10 protein-coding genes are annotated in these 13264 nt (G+C 71.4%); 5 read left to right on the top strand and 5 right to left on the bottom strand.

Going from position 1 to position 13264, the window contains the following annotated elements:
- Window positions 1–139 precede the first annotated feature (139 nt).
- The gene (locus AB0F04_RS01385) at window positions 140–2359 is read right to left on the bottom strand and encodes an NADP-dependent isocitrate dehydrogenase (protein WP_362036487.1); all 2220 of its coding nucleotides are present in this window, start codon (window positions 2357–2359) and stop codon (window positions 140–142) included.
- Between the two features lie 187 nt (window positions 2360–2546).
- On the opposite strand from AB0F04_RS01385, the gene AB0F04_RS01380 reads away from it, so the two are divergent.
- Window positions 2547–4091 (top strand): M1 family metallopeptidase, encoded by a 1545-nt coding sequence (locus tag AB0F04_RS01380; protein WP_362036485.1) that lies wholly within the window; start codon window positions 2547–2549, stop codon window positions 4089–4091.
- 12 nt (window positions 4092–4103) lie between these two features.
- Here the strand turns inward: AB0F04_RS01380 and AB0F04_RS01375 are convergent, their stop codons facing one another.
- Window positions 4104–5201: a mechanosensitive ion channel family protein gene (locus AB0F04_RS01375; RefSeq protein ID WP_362036483.1), complete on the bottom strand. Its 1098-nt coding sequence runs from the start codon at window positions 5199–5201 to the stop codon at window positions 4104–4106.
- A 240-nt stretch (window positions 5202–5441) separates the two neighbouring features.
- Window positions 5442–6425, bottom strand: coding sequence for a lysylphosphatidylglycerol synthase transmembrane domain-containing protein (locus AB0F04_RS01370; protein WP_362036482.1), 984 nt, complete (start codon window positions 6423–6425; stop codon window positions 5442–5444).
- 216 nt (window positions 6426–6641) lie between these two features.
- Between AB0F04_RS01370 and AB0F04_RS01365 the strand changes: the two genes are divergently transcribed.
- The 4 genes from AB0F04_RS01365 (at window position 6642) to AB0F04_RS01350 (ending at window position 11559) form a co-directional block, all read left to right on the top strand.
- Window positions 6642–8537: an ABC transporter ATP-binding protein gene (locus AB0F04_RS01365; protein WP_362037303.1), complete on the top strand. Its 1896-nt coding sequence runs from the start codon at window positions 6642–6644 to the stop codon at window positions 8535–8537.
- A gap of 96 nt (window positions 8538–8633) precedes the next feature.
- Window positions 8634–9137, top strand: coding sequence for a hypothetical protein (locus tag AB0F04_RS01360; protein ID WP_362036480.1), 504 nt, complete (start codon window positions 8634–8636; stop codon window positions 9135–9137).
- Between the two features lie 95 nt (window positions 9138–9232).
- Window positions 9233–10861, top strand: coding sequence for a sensor histidine kinase (locus AB0F04_RS01355; protein ID WP_362036478.1), 1629 nt, complete (start codon window positions 9233–9235; stop codon window positions 10859–10861).
- Window positions 10858–11559 (top strand): response regulator, encoded by a 702-nt coding sequence (locus AB0F04_RS01350; RefSeq protein WP_362036476.1) that lies wholly within the window; start codon window positions 10858–10860, stop codon window positions 11557–11559. Before AB0F04_RS01355 ends, AB0F04_RS01350 begins: the two co-directional genes overlap by 4 nt.
- Here the strand turns inward: AB0F04_RS01350 and AB0F04_RS01345 are convergent.
- Entirely contained in the window at window positions 11541–12020 is a 480-nt protein-coding gene (locus AB0F04_RS01345) for a MarR family winged helix-turn-helix transcriptional regulator (RefSeq protein WP_362036474.1), read from the bottom strand. The two genes, AB0F04_RS01350 and AB0F04_RS01345, sit on opposite strands and share 19 nt — an antisense overlap.
- A 157-nt stretch (window positions 12021–12177) precedes the next feature.
- Window positions 12178–13125 (bottom strand): methionyl-tRNA formyltransferase, encoded by a 948-nt coding sequence (locus AB0F04_RS01340; RefSeq protein ID WP_362036471.1) that lies wholly within the window; start codon window positions 13123–13125, stop codon window positions 12178–12180.
- Window positions 13126–13264 lie beyond the last annotated feature (139 nt).

The following is a 13264-nucleotide window of genomic DNA, read 5'->3' as shown; positions in this document are numbered from 1 at the left end:
GGCTCCGGTGGCGTGGTTGCCATGCTGTGCGGAGGAACCAACGTGCCATACGGGACCAGGACGGGGCCGCACATGGCTCCGCCCCGGCCGGGCATGGCGCCGGCCGGGGCGGAGGGGGCGGGCCGTCGGGCCCGGGGCGTCAGCTCAGGGACGCCAGGGCCTCGTTCCACGTGGCGGACGGGCGCATGGCCTCCGCGGCCTTCGCCGGGTCGGGCTGGTAGTAGCCGCCGATGTCGACCGGCTTGCCCTGGGCGCCGACCAGCTCGTCGACGATCTTCTGCTCGTTCGCGGCGAGCGTCTCGGCGAGCGGGGCGAAGGCCTTCGCCAGGTCCGCGTCGTCGGTCTGCCCGGCCAGCTCCTGCGCCCAGTACAGGGACAGGTAGAAGTGGCTGCCGCGGTTGTCGATGCCGCCGACGCGGCGGGTCGGGGACTTGTCCTCCTCGAGGAAGGTCGCCGTGGCGCGGTCGAGCGTGTCGGCCAGGACCTGGGCGCGGCTGTTGCCCGCCACCTTCGCGAGCTGCTCGAAGGACGGCACCAGGGCGAAGAACTCACCGAGGGAGTCCCAGCGCAGGTAGTTCTCCTTGACGAGCTGCTGCACGTGCTTCGGCGCCGAGCCGCCCGCACCCGTCTCGAACAGGCCGCCGCCCGCCATCAGCGGGACGACCGACAGCATCTTGGCGCTGGTGCCCAGCTCCAGGATCGGGAACAGGTCGGTCAGGTAGTCGCGCAGGACGTTGCCGGTGACCGAGATGGTGTTCTCGCCGCGGCGGATGCGCTCCACCGACAGCTTCGTGGCCTCGACCGGGTTGAGGATCCGGATGTCCAGGCCCTCGGTGTCGTGCTCGGCGAGGTAGGTGTTGACCTTCGCGATCAGGTTGGCGTCGTGCGCGCGGGTCTCGTCCAGCCAGAACACCGCCGGATCGCCGGTGGCGCGGGCGCGGGTGACGGCCAGCTTCACCCAGTCCCTGATCGGCGCGTCCTTGGTCTGGCAGGCGCGGAAGATGTCGCCGGCCGAGACGCTCTGCTCGATCAGCGCGGTGCCGTTGCCGTCGACCAGGCGGACCGTGCCCGTGGTGGCGATCTCGAACGTCTTGTCGTGGCTGCCGTACTCCTCGGCCTTCTGCGCCATGAGGCCGACGTTCGGCACCGTGCCCATGGTGGACGGGTCGAAGGCGCCGTTGGCCCGGCAGTCCTCGATCACGGCCTGGTAGACGCCCGCGTAGGAGGAGTCCGGGATGACCGCGAGGGCGTCGTGCTCCTGCCCGTCCGGGCCCCACATGTGGCCGGAGGTGCGGATCATGGCCGGCATGGAGGCGTCGATGATGACGTCGGAGGGCACGTGCAGGTTGGTGATGCCCTTGTCGGAGTCGACCATCGCCAGCTCCGGGCCCTCGGCGAGCTCGGCGTCGAAGGAGGCCTTGATCTCGGCGCCCTCGGGAAGGGCGTCCAGGCCCTTCCAGATGCCGCCCAGGCCGTCGTTCGGGGTGAGGCCGGCCGCGGCGAGCTTGTCGCCGAACCGCGCGAACGTCTTCGGGAAGAAGGCGCGCACCACGTGGCCGAAGACGATCGGGTCGGAGACCTTCATCATCGTGGCCTTCAGGTGCACCGAGAACAGCACACCTTCGGCCTTGGCCCTGGCGACCTGCGCGGTCAGGAACTCGCGCAGGGCGGCGACGCGCAGCACGGAGGCGTCGACGACCTCACCGGCGAGGACCGGTACGGACTCGCGCAGCACCGTGGTGGTGCCGTCGTCGCCGACGAGCTCGATGCGCAGCGCGCCGTCCTCGGCGATCACGACGGACTTCTCGGTGGAGCGGAAGTCGTTCTGGCCCATGGTCGCCACGTTGGTCTTGGACTCGGGGGTCCAGGCGCCCATGCGGTGCGGGTGCGACTTGGCGTAGTTCTTGACCGAGGCGGGGGCGCGCCGGTCGGAGTTGCCCTCACGCAGGACCGGGTTCACGGCGGAGCCCTTGACCTTGTCGTAGCGGGCGCGGATCTCGCGCTCCTCGTCGGTCTTCGGGTCGTCCGGGTAGTCGGGCAGCGCGTAGCCCTGGCCCTGCAGCTCGGCGACGGCCGCCTTGAGCTGGGGGATGGACGCCGAGATGTTCGGCAGCTTGATGATGTTGGCGGCGGGCGTCTTGGCCAGCTCGCCGAGCTCCGCGAGGGCGTCCGGGATGCGCTGGTCCTCGGTGAGGTACTCCGGGAACACGGCGATGATGCGCCCGGCCAGCGAGATGTCGCGGGTCTCCACAGCGACACCCGCCTGCGAGGCGTACGCCCGGACCACCGGCAGGAAGGAATACGTCGCCAGGGCGGGGGCCTCGTCAGTGTGCGTATAGATGATGGTCGAGTCAGTCACCGGGTGCTCCGCTCCACGTCTGCAACATTGCTCGACATCAAGATATCTCGTGGGCGACCTCGTCTCGACAGGGGTCCGCGACCAGTTTCGCGCAACCGATCGCCCCGTTCGTGTGTCTGGGAGAGAGATCACTCACTCCAAGCCACGGCCGGATCTGACCACCCGGCCGTCCGAGCGGAAGCTGACCATGAGATATCGCACCAGAGTGACGGCCCCGGCGGTAGCCCTTCTCGGCACGGCGGCGGCACTGACCACGGGGATCCCGGCCCAGGCGGCCGGTCGGACCGACGCCGCCCCGGGCCCCGAGACCCTCGGCGACCCCGTCTACCCCGCCCTCGGCAATGACGGATACCGCGTCTCGGCGTACCACCTCGACTTCGCTTACGACGCCACGACCAGGCTCGTCGAGGCCACCGCGACCCTGACCATCCGCACCACCCAGGCCCTGAGCCGCTTCTCCCTGGACGCGCGCGGCCTGGACATCCGCTCCGTCCGGGTCGACGGCCGCACGGCCGCCTTCGAGCAGGTGGCCGAGAAGCTGCGGATCACCCCTGCACGCAAGCTCGCGGCGAAGCGCCGGGTCACCGTGTGCGTGGCCTACGGCGCCGACCCGCGCCGGACCCCGCCGCCCGCCGGTGGCTGGGTGGCCACCCCGGACGGATTCGCGGTGTGCTGCCAGCCGGACCTGGCGCACACCGTCTTCCCCTGCAACGACCACCCCTCGGACAAGGCCGACTTCACCTTCCGCCTCACCGTTCCCGCCGGGCTGCGGGGCGTCGCGAGCGGCACGCTGGTGCGCACCGAGCAGCTGTCCGGCGACCGCACCGCGTACACGTACCGCTCCCGTTCGCCGATCGCCACCGAGGTGGTGCAGATCACCGTCGGCGACTACGTGATCAAGGACCGGCAGGGCCCGCACGGCCTGCCGCTGCGGGACGTCGTCCCCGTCGCCAGGGCCGCCGCACTGGAGCCCGCCCTGACGCTCACCCCGGCGCTGGTGTCCTGGGTCGAGCAGCGGCTCGGCGCGTACCCCTTCGAGACATACGGCCTGCTGCCCTGCAACAACGACGCCCCGGACGCCTTCGACTTCACCGGCCTGGAGACCCAGACCCTCACGATCTACAAGCCGAACTACCTCCTCCAGGAGGAGAGCAAGATCGGCTCGCACATGATGCACGAGCTGGTCCACTCCTACTTCGGCAACAGCGTCAGCCCCGCCACCTGGGCCGACCTGTGGCTGAACGAGGGCCACGCCGACTTCTACGGCCTGCTGTACCGCTACGAGCGCGGCTGGCCCGACTCCAAGGGCATGACCACCATGGAAGCCCGGATGAAGGACACGTACGCCCTCGGCGACCAGTGGCGCCAGACCTCCGGGCCGGTCGCCGCCCCCAACGCGGCCAACCTGTTCGACAGCCAGCGCTACCTCGGCGGCGTGCTCGTGCTGTACGCGCTGCGGCAGCAGGTCGGCGAGGCGGCGTTCACGGCCCTGGAGCGCACGTTCCTGGAGCGGTACCGGGACTCCTCGGCCTCCACGGAGGACTACATCGCCGTCGCCTCGGAAGTCTCCGGCCAGGACCTGACCGGCTTCCTGCGGGACTGGCTGTACGGCACGAAGACGCCCCGGATGCCGGGCCACCCGGACTGGACCGTGACGCCGGCGAAGGCGTCCCTCTCGGCGCCGCGCGACCGGAGGGACAGCCGCCACCACGAGAACTCCGCGACGCTGTAACGGCGGAGCGCCTCAGTCGAACCGGGCGGGGCTCAGCCCGCCCGGTTCGATCACGCCGGTCCGCTGCTGCGGGATGCCGACCCCGCCCTGCTGGAGCGCCACCGTGCGCGCCGGGGCGGGGATGCGGATGCCCTCCGCGCGGTAGCGCTTGTGCAGGCGCTTGATGAACTCGTGCTTGATCCGGTACTGGTCGCTGAACTCGCCGACGCCCAGGATGACGGTGAAGCCGATGCGGGAGTCGCCGAAGGTGTGGAACCTGATGATGGGCTCGTGGTCCGGCACGGCGCCCTCGACCTCGGTCATCGTCTCGGCGATGACCTCGTTGGTCACCCGCTCCACGTGCTCCAGGTCGCTGTCGTAGGCCACCCCGACCTGGACCAGGATGGTCAGCTGCTCCTCGGGGCGCATGAAGTTGGTCATGTTCGCCTGCGCGAGCTGGCCGTTGGGGAGCACGATGAGGTTGTTGGACAGGTTGCGGATCGTCGTCTGCCGCCAGTTGATGTCCTCGACGTAGCCTTCCTCGCCGCTGCTGAGCTTGATGTAGTCACCGGGCTGGACGGTCTTGGAGGCGAGGATGTGGATGCCCGCGAAGAGGTTGGCGAGGGTGTCCTGGAGCGCCAGCGCGACCGCCAGACCGCCGACACCCAGGGCGGTGAGCAGCGGGGCTATGGAGATGCCCAGCGTCTGGAGCACCACCAGGAAGCCGATCGCCAGGACCAGGATCCGGGTGATGTTGACGAAGATGGTGGCCGATCCGGCGACCCCGGAGCGGGACTGGGTGACCGTGCGCACCAGCCCGGTCACCACCCGGGCCACCGACACCGTCGCCACGAAGATGAGCAGCACGGTGAGCACCTGGTTGGTGGTGTGCTGCACGGTGCGGGTCAGCGGCAGCACGGCCGCCGCGCCCGCCACGCCGCCCACGACCGCCGCCCAGGGCACCACGGCCCGCAGCGCGTGCACGATCACGTCGTCGCCGCTCCAGCGCGTGCGGTCGGCGTGCCGGCCCAGCCAGCGCAGCAGAACGCGCAGGGCGAACGCCGCCAGCAGGCCCGAACCGAGGGCGATGCCGGCGAACAGCAGATCGTCCACGGTGAGCGCCCGGTTCACCGGTCACCTCCGGTGCGGGGAACCGCGGCGAACGCCGCCACCGGCGGCCGGATGTGAAGTCTCGTCACGTCGTCACCTGCTCGTCTTCCGGGATGTCCGAAGGTGCCCGACCACCCTGACCAGCGGTCGGCACGATCGTTCATCCTGCCGTATCCCGCACGGGGTTCCGTACCGGAGACGGGGGCGGGCGAAGGGTGAGTCACTTCACATGACGCACCGTCACGTCTCCTCGCGCGTCCGTCAGATCACCTTCAGCCGCACCAGCGCCGCCAGCGTGAGGGCGCCCGGCACCAGCGGCAGCCAGACGGTGATGACCCGGAAGGCCAGGACCACGGCGGTGGCCACCGCGGCCGGGCCGCCCGCCGCCACCAGTGCCACGACCAGCGCCGCCTCCACCGAGCCGATCCCGCCCGGCGTGGGCACCAGCGCGACGGCCACCGTCGCCGCCAGGTAGGCCACCGCCATGTGCGCGGCCGGGATGTCCAGCCCCAGCGCCCGCCCCACCAGTACCAGGACCGATGCCTGCAAGGCCGGGAAGGCGAAGGACCCGCCCCACAACGCGAGGGCGCGGGCGGGCCGGGCGTGCACCGAGCGTGCCTCGCCGAGCGCCGTCCGCAGGAAGGACACCAGTGCCGAGCGCAGCCGCCGTACGAGGACGAGCACGGTCGCGGCGATCAGCAGCACCGCCCCGGCGCCGGCCAGCAGCGGACCGAACGCCGTCTCGGGCACCAGCGTGCCGAGCCGCAGCGCGTCGGGGAACGCGACGAGCAGGGCGCCCAGCAGCAGGACCCGGCCGGCGCTCTCGGCGAGCAGATACAGGGCGAGGGCGGCCGAGGAGCGGGCGAGGGGCAGTCCGCAGACCGTCATGAACCGCAGGTTGACCGCGCTCGCGCCCAGCCCGGTCGGCAGCAGATGGTTGGCCGCGCCGGCCGCGAACTGCGTGGCCAGCAGCCGTCGTCGGGGCAGCCGTTCGACGACCGCGCCCTGCCGGGTGCAGGAGGCGGCGACCCAGGTCAGGCAGGTCGCACCGGCGGCCGCCAGCAGCCAGGGCCACTCGGCGGTGCCCAGGTGCGCGAAACCCGCCGCCAGCACCGACCGGTGCCGCACCGCGACCACGGCCACGAGGAGCAGGGGGAGCAGACACAGGATCTGCCGCAGACGGCGGACCGGGACGCGACGGGGGAGTCGTCCCGGCCGGAGTTCGGGGAGTGGTACCGCTGTCATGTCCGCAGAGGCTGTCCAGGCCGTGCCAACTGCGGGTTGCGGGAGCGGGGACTGGGGATGGCGCGCGGGATGCGGCTGGGTGGGGAGCGTCATCGGGGCCTTTGCGCGAAGGGGACGGGGAAGCGGGGGTTGGGGGTGATTGTGCGGGATGCCGTGGAATTGTGCGAGCTCCTTGACCTCAAGATTGCTTGAGGTTCTACGGTCTCCGTCATGAGTATGGAGACCACAGCGTGGACACAGCTGCACAGCGTCATGAACGCCGAACAGGAACGCCGTCCCTTCGCCCTGGCCACCCTGCGCCGCATCGGCGTGTTCGCCCGCCCGCACCGGCGCCGCATCGCCCTTTTTGTCCTGCTCGGCGTGGGTACCGCCCTGCTGGCCGTGGCGACGCCCGTCCTGGCCGGGTGGGTCGTGGACACGATCGTGTCGCACGGGGACGAGGACAGAGTCGTACGCCTCGCCCTGCTCATCGCGGTGATCGCGGTGGCGGAGGCGGCCCTGGGCATCCTCGGCCGGAGACTGTCCGCGACGCTCGGTGAGCATCTCATCCTCGATCTGCGCACGGCCGTCTTCGACCATGTGCAGCGCATGCCGGTCGCGTTCTTCACACGCACACGTACGGGCGCCCTCGTCTCCCGGCTCAACAACGACGTCATCGGCGCCCAGCGCGCGTTCAGCACCACCCTGTCCGGAGTGGTCTCCAACCTCGTCACGCTGCTGCTCACCCTCGCGGTGATGCTCACGCTGTCCTGGCAGATCACCCTGCTGGCGCTGGTACTGCTGCCGGTGTTCGTGGTCCCGGCCCGGCGCATGGGCCGTCGCATGGCCCGGATGCAGCGGGAGGCGGCGACGCTGAACGCCGCGATGGGAACCCGCATGACCGAGCGGTTCTCCGCCCCCGGCGCCACCCTCGTCAAGCTCTTCGGACGTCCCGAGGAGGAGTCGCGGGAGTTCGCCGAGCGGGCCCGCCGGGTCGCCGACATCGGGATCCGCACCGCGACCGCCCAGGCGGCCTTCATCACCGCGCTCACCCTGGTCTCGGCCCTCGCCCTGGCCCTGGTCTACGGCCTCGGTGGCTGGTTCGCCCTGCGCGGGGCTCTGGAACCCGGCGCGGTCGTGTCGCTCGCGCTGCTCCTGACCCGGCTGTACGCGCCGCTGACGGCGCTCGCGGGGGCGCGCGTCGAGGTGATGAGCGCCCTGGTCAGCTTCGAGAGGGTCTTCGAGGTGCTCGACCTGCGGCCCCTCATCGAGGAGAAACCGGACGCGCGCCCGGTGCCCGACGGGCCCGTGGCGGTCGAATTCGACCGGGTCCGCTTCGGCTACCCCGCCGCCGACAAGGTCTCCCTGGCCTCCCTGGAGGAGGTCGCGTCCCTGGACGGCCGAGGCGGTGACGAAGTGCTGCACGGCCTGTCCTTCCGCGCCGAACCCGGCCAGACCGTGGCGCTCGTGGGCTCCTCCGGCGCGGGCAAATCGACCATCGCCCAGCTGATGCCCCGCCTGTACGACACCGACGAGGGGGCCGTGCGCATCGGCGGCGTCGACGTCCGCGACCTCACGGCGCGCTCGCTGCGGCAGACCCTGGGCATGGTCACCCAGGACGGCCACCTCTTCCACGACACCGTCCGCGCCAACCTGTTGCTCGCCCGGCCCGAGGCCACCGAGAGCGATCTGTGGGACGCCCTGCGCCGGGCCCGCCTGGAGGAGCTCGTACGGTCCCTGCCCGACGGCCTCGACACCGTCGTCGGCGAGCGCGGCTACCGCCTGTCCGGCGGCGAGCGCCAGCGCATGACCATCGCCCGGCTGCTACTGGCCCGCCAGCGCGTCGTCATCCTCGACGAGGCCACGGCGCACCTCGACAACACCTCCGAGGCCGCCGTCCAGGAAGCCCTCGCCGAAGCCCTCGAAGGCCGCACGGCCGTCGTGATCGCCCACCGTCTCTCCACCGTCCGCGCGGCCGACCAGATCCTGGTCGTCGAGGCGGGCCGGATCGTGGAACGGGGCACGCACGGGGAACTCCTGGCGGCCGGAAAGCGCTACGCGGAGCTGTACCGCACCCAGTTCGGCGGACCGGCCGGCGGGGTGCCCGGCGAGACGGTGGGGGAGGCCGCGTAGGGCGTGAACGCCTGCCCGGACCTGTGCGTACTCCTCCCCGAGTACTCCCGAAGACAGTCCGGCGGAAGCCCGACAGCCCGCATCCGGAGAGGTGACGTGTCCCAGCAGCAAGCGCCCGTACGATCCACCCGCCGGAACCTTTCCCGTGCCCACCGGCTGCGGACCGTCACGGCGGCCGGTGCCCTGGTCGTCCTTCCCCTCGTCACCGCCTGCGGCGGCGGTGACGCCGCCGGGGGCGCGGGCGGCGGCAAGGCCGCGCCGAGTGTGACCGCCGCTCCCGCCGCCGGGGTCGTCGCACCGGCCAAGGTGGAGGTGATCGCCGGGCTGACCGGCTGCAAGGCGAAGATCCGCATCGACGCCGACGAATTGCGCCAGGGTCTGTGCCACACCGAGAAGGCCGACTACCTCATCACCACCTTCCCCGAGGAGAAGCTCAAGGAGACCTGGCTGGAGGAGGCGCGCGTCTACGGAGGCAAGTACCTCGTGGGCACGCGCTGGGTGGTCAGTGTGAAGCCGGCGCTGCTGGAGTCCTTCCGCGCGAAGCTCGGCGGCACGATCAGGGAGCTGCGGGGCATCGGCCCCAAGCCCGGCGGGCGGTGACGGATCTCTTTCGATTTCGGCTGGTGGGCGTCATGATGGTGCGGCTCGGCACATGAGCCGCCCCGCTCGCGGCGGCATCGCAGATTGAGTTCGTCGTGGTCGCCACCTTTCGTCGCCACTCGCTCGCGGGCGAGATGCTGGTGCTCCAGCTCGCCATCGTCGTGATGGTGCTGCTCGCCGTCGCCGCGGTCTCCCTCGCCCAGTCCCAGGCCACCTTCAACCGCGTCGAAGGGCGCCGGGTGGGCGCGCTCGCCGAACAGCTGGCCGCCAACCCCCTGGTGCGCAGCCAGCTGGTGCGCCCGGCGCCGGGGGAGGCGCTCGCCCCGCTGGTGCTCGCCACCCAGGCGCAGTCGGGGGTGACCTCGGTGACGGTGGCCGACGCGGCCGGGCGGATCGTCAGCTCCACGAACCCCACGGTCGTCGGGGACCGGATGCGGCTGGGTCCGGGCACGGCCCGGGGACGCGGCTGGTCCGGGCAGCTGACCCTGGACGGCAACCGCGAGCTGGCCGCCCAGGTGCCCGTCCTCGGGGCGAGCGAGGAGAACCTGGGCCGGATCCTCGGCACGGTGATGATCGGTGAGGCCGATCCGACGGTGTGGCAGCGGCTCAGCGGTGCCTCCTCCTATCTGCTCGCCTATCTGGGCATCGCCAGCGGACTGGGCGTGGCCGGTTCCTGGCTGCTCGCGCGGCGGGTGAAGCGGCAGACCCTGGGGCTGGAGCCGGGTGAGATCGCGGGGCTCGCCGAGCACCGGGAGGCGATGCTCTACGGGATCGCGGAGGGCGTGATCGCCCTGGACCCGCAGCACCGGCTCACCCTCGTCAACGACATGGGCCGCCGCCTGCTCGACCTGCCCGAGGACTGCGTCGGCCAGAGCCTCGAAGGCCTCGGCATCGACGGGCGGCTGCGCGACGTGCTGTCCGGCACCGCCGCCGGCGAGCGCGACGAGGTCGTCGTCCGCCACGGCCGGGTCCTGGTGATGAACCGGATGACCGTCACCAAGGACGGCCGGCCCCTCGGTTCGGTCACCACCCTGCGCGACCGCACCGAACTGGCCCGGCTGGAAAGGGAGATCGGCTCCTTCCGCAGCTCCTCCGAGCTGCTGCGGGCGCAGGCGCACGAGTTCGCCAACCAGCTGCACACCATCTCCGGGCTGATCCAGATCGGTGAGCAGGACGAAGTCGTGGCCTATATCCGCGCGTTGAGCCGGCACCGGCAGTCGCTGGACGTCACCCTCAGCCGCCGCGTCCGGGACACCGCGGTCGCGGCACTCCTGATGGCGAAGGCCTCCCTCGCGGCGGAACGGAAGGTCAGTCTGCGGATCTCGGACGACACCGCGCTGGAGCGCCTGACCCCCGAGGACGCCGCCGATGTGGCGACCGTGGTCGGCAACCTCGTGGACAACGCCGTCGACGCCGCCGGCGCCCGGGACGACGCCTGGGTGGAAGTGGCGCTGCGGCAGGACGCCTCCAGCGTGGAGATCGTGGTCCGCGACTCGGGGCCGGGCGTGGCCCCGGAACTGGCCCGCGAGGTCTTCTCCCACGGTTTCACCACCAAGGCCGCCCGGGAGGGCGAGCGCGGCATCGGGCTGGCCCTGACCAAGCTGGTCTGCGAACGGCACGGGGGAGAGATCTCGGTGTCCAACACCCCGGAAGGGGCCGTGTTCACCGCACGCATGACCGTCAGCCACCTCACCGGCGCGGTGGCGGAAGGAGCGGCCCGATGACCGAGGCGAGCGACAAGACGGACGCGATCGACGTCCTCGTGGTCGACGACGACTTCATGGTGGCCAGGGTCCACCGCGCGTTCGTCGAACGCGTCGAGCCGTTCCGCGTCGTCGGTACCGCCCACACCGCAGGACAGGCCATCGAGGCGGTCGAGACCCTGCGCCCCGCCCTCATCCTGCTCGACCTGTACCTCCCCGACCTGTTCGGGCTCGACGTCATCCCCCGGCTGCGGACCGCCGGGCACGACTGCGACGTCATGGTCATCAGCGCGGCGGCGGAGGCCGAGACGGTACGCGGCGCCGTCCGCCGCGGTGTGGTCGACTACCTTCTCAAACCCTTCGACTTCGAGGACCTGCGCCTGCGTCTGGAGCGCTACGCGGCCCAGCGGGGCAGGCTGCTCACGGCGGTGGTCCGCGGCCAGGCGGACGTGGACCGCGTCCTGGCCGGAGCGTTCGGCCCGGCACCGGCCCCCACCCTGCCCAAGGGCATGAGCGTGGAGACCGCCGAACTGGTCGAGCGGGCCCTGCGCGAGGCGGACGGCACCCTGTCCGCCACCGAATGCGCCGCCGTCACCGGCGTGTCCCGGGTGAGCGCCCGCCGCTACCTGGAGTACTTCCACGGCACCGGCAGTGCGGAGGTGTCCCTGCGCTACGGCGCCGCAGGCCGGCCCGAACGCCGCTACGGCTGGCGGGCCTGAGCCGGCTCCCGGAATCCGGCGGCGGGGCCGTGTTCCTCGTGGTGGGCGTGCACGCGCCGGAGCAGGGAGGCCAGCTGCTCCCGTTCGGCATCGCTCAGCGGAGCCAGCAGGTCGTCGTCCGCGGAGGCGATGTCGGCGTTGAGATGGTCGAGGGCCGTTCTGCCCTGCTGGGTGATGCGGACGTCGACGCGACGGCGGTCGGCGAGGCTGCGGACGCACTCGACCTGCCCCGCGTCGGCCAGGTCCTTCACGATGCGCGCGAGATCGCTGGCGTTCATGTCCAGCCGGGCGGCCAGCACGCCCTTGGGCTGCGGACCGAGGTCGGAGACCAGGGTCAGGACGGTCAGATGCCACAACCGCAGCCCTCTGGAGTTGAGTTTCTCCGACAGGGTGCGGCGGGCTGCCTTTCCCGTCGCGTACATCAGGTACGCGCTGAGGTCCAGCACGCTGGGCGGCGTCATGCGTGGACGGTGGTCCGGCTGTGCCTTCTCTGTGAACACGGTTCAAAATTAGGGTACTTGGCGGCCTCGGCGGGCACTTTCCGCGATCGCCGCCGTGCGGGAAGGGTCCGTACGGCGACGCTGCCGGTCGGCCCGGGGGCCGTGACGGGGCCGTGGGTCAGGGGCGGCCGGTGAGGTAGCCGCCCATGGAGGTGAAGTACTCGGCCGCGGGCAATTCCCGGCCGTCCTCGGTGCGTACGCGGGTGAGGGCCAGGCCGTGGTTGCGTCCCGTGCGGGCGTCGGCGCCGGCGACGATCACCACGCCGTCGCCCTCGCGGTAGAAGATCCGGCCGGGTGTGCCGCCGTAGCGGCCCTCGGAGACGAACGCGGCCAGGACGTCGAGCCGCTTGCCCCGGTGGAAAGTGTGGGCGCTGGGGTAGGGCTCGGACTGGGCGCGCACCAGGCGCTCCAGGTCCTCGGCCGGCCAGCTCCAGTCGATGCGGCTGTCCTCGTCGGAGCGCTTGTGGAAGAACGACGCCCGGGAGCGGTCCTGCTCGGTGAACTCGGTCTGCCCGGAAGCGATCAGATCGAGCGCGCCGATGGTGACCGGGGCGATGAGGTCGACGGTCTTGTGGAAGAGGTCGGTCGCGGTGTCCGCCGGGCCGACCGGCACCGCCTCCTGCCGGACGATGTCGCCCGCGTCGAGTTCGTCGTTCATCATGTGCGCCGTGACGCCCACTTCGGACTCGCCGTTGATGAGCGCCCAGATCAGCGGGGAGAAGCCGGCGTACTTCGGCAGCAGCGAGTCGTGCACGTTCAGCGTGCCGTGGCGCGGCAGGCCGAAGATGCGCGGGGGGATCCAGGTACGCCAGTTGTTGGCCACGATGATGTCCGGGTCGGCGTCTTTGAGGCGCTCGAACAGCTCCTCGTCGTCGGGGCGGTTGCGGATCAGCACCGGGACGCCGTGCTCCTCGGCGAGGTCGGCGACCGAGTCGCTCCAGATCTTCTCGTAGGCGTGCTCGCTCTTGGGGTGGGTCACCACCAGCACCACGTCGTGCTCGGACTCCAGGAGGGCTCGCAGGGTGCGGTGCCCCCAGGTCTGGTAACCGAACATGACGACCCGCATCGGGTTCCTCCTCAGCGCAAGGTGTTGGCCGACGAAAGTAAAGCAAGGCTTACCTTAGTGCGCAACGGGTATGCAGCAAGCGCCAGTTGGTGGGATCCACCTTCGAGTGGCGCCCGTTTTGTCCTGTCGACACCTCCAC

Origin of the sequence: Streptomyces sp. NPDC029041, assembly GCF_040637515.1 — a bacterium.
In the GTDB taxonomy this organism is placed as follows: domain Bacteria; phylum Actinomycetota; class Actinomycetes; order Streptomycetales; family Streptomycetaceae; genus Streptomyces.
This window is presented reverse-complemented; position numbering and strand designations above follow the sequence as displayed.

Bases quoted from the DNA above. Each gene is read 5' to 3' on its own strand.
- AB0F04_RS01370 (WP_362036482.1), bottom strand. From the start codon at position 6,425: ATGACAGCGGTACCACTCCCCGAACTCCGGCCGGGACGACTCCCCCGT.
- AB0F04_RS01380 (WP_362036485.1), top strand. From the start codon at position 2,547: ATGAGATATCGCACCAGAGTGACGGCCCCGGCGGTAGCCCTTCTCGGC.
- AB0F04_RS01340 (WP_362036471.1), bottom strand. From the start codon at position 13,125: ATGCGGGTCGTCATGTTCGGTTACCAGACCTGGGGGCACCGCACCCTG.
- AB0F04_RS01345 (WP_362036474.1), bottom strand. From the start codon at position 12,020: ATGACGCCGCCCAGCGTGCTGGACCTCAGCGCGTACCTGATGTACGCG.
- AB0F04_RS01365 (WP_362037303.1), top strand. From the start codon at position 6,642: ATGGAGACCACAGCGTGGACACAGCTGCACAGCGTCATGAACGCCGAA.
- AB0F04_RS01350 (WP_362036476.1), top strand. From the start codon at position 10,858: ATGACCGAGGCGAGCGACAAGACGGACGCGATCGACGTCCTCGTGGTC.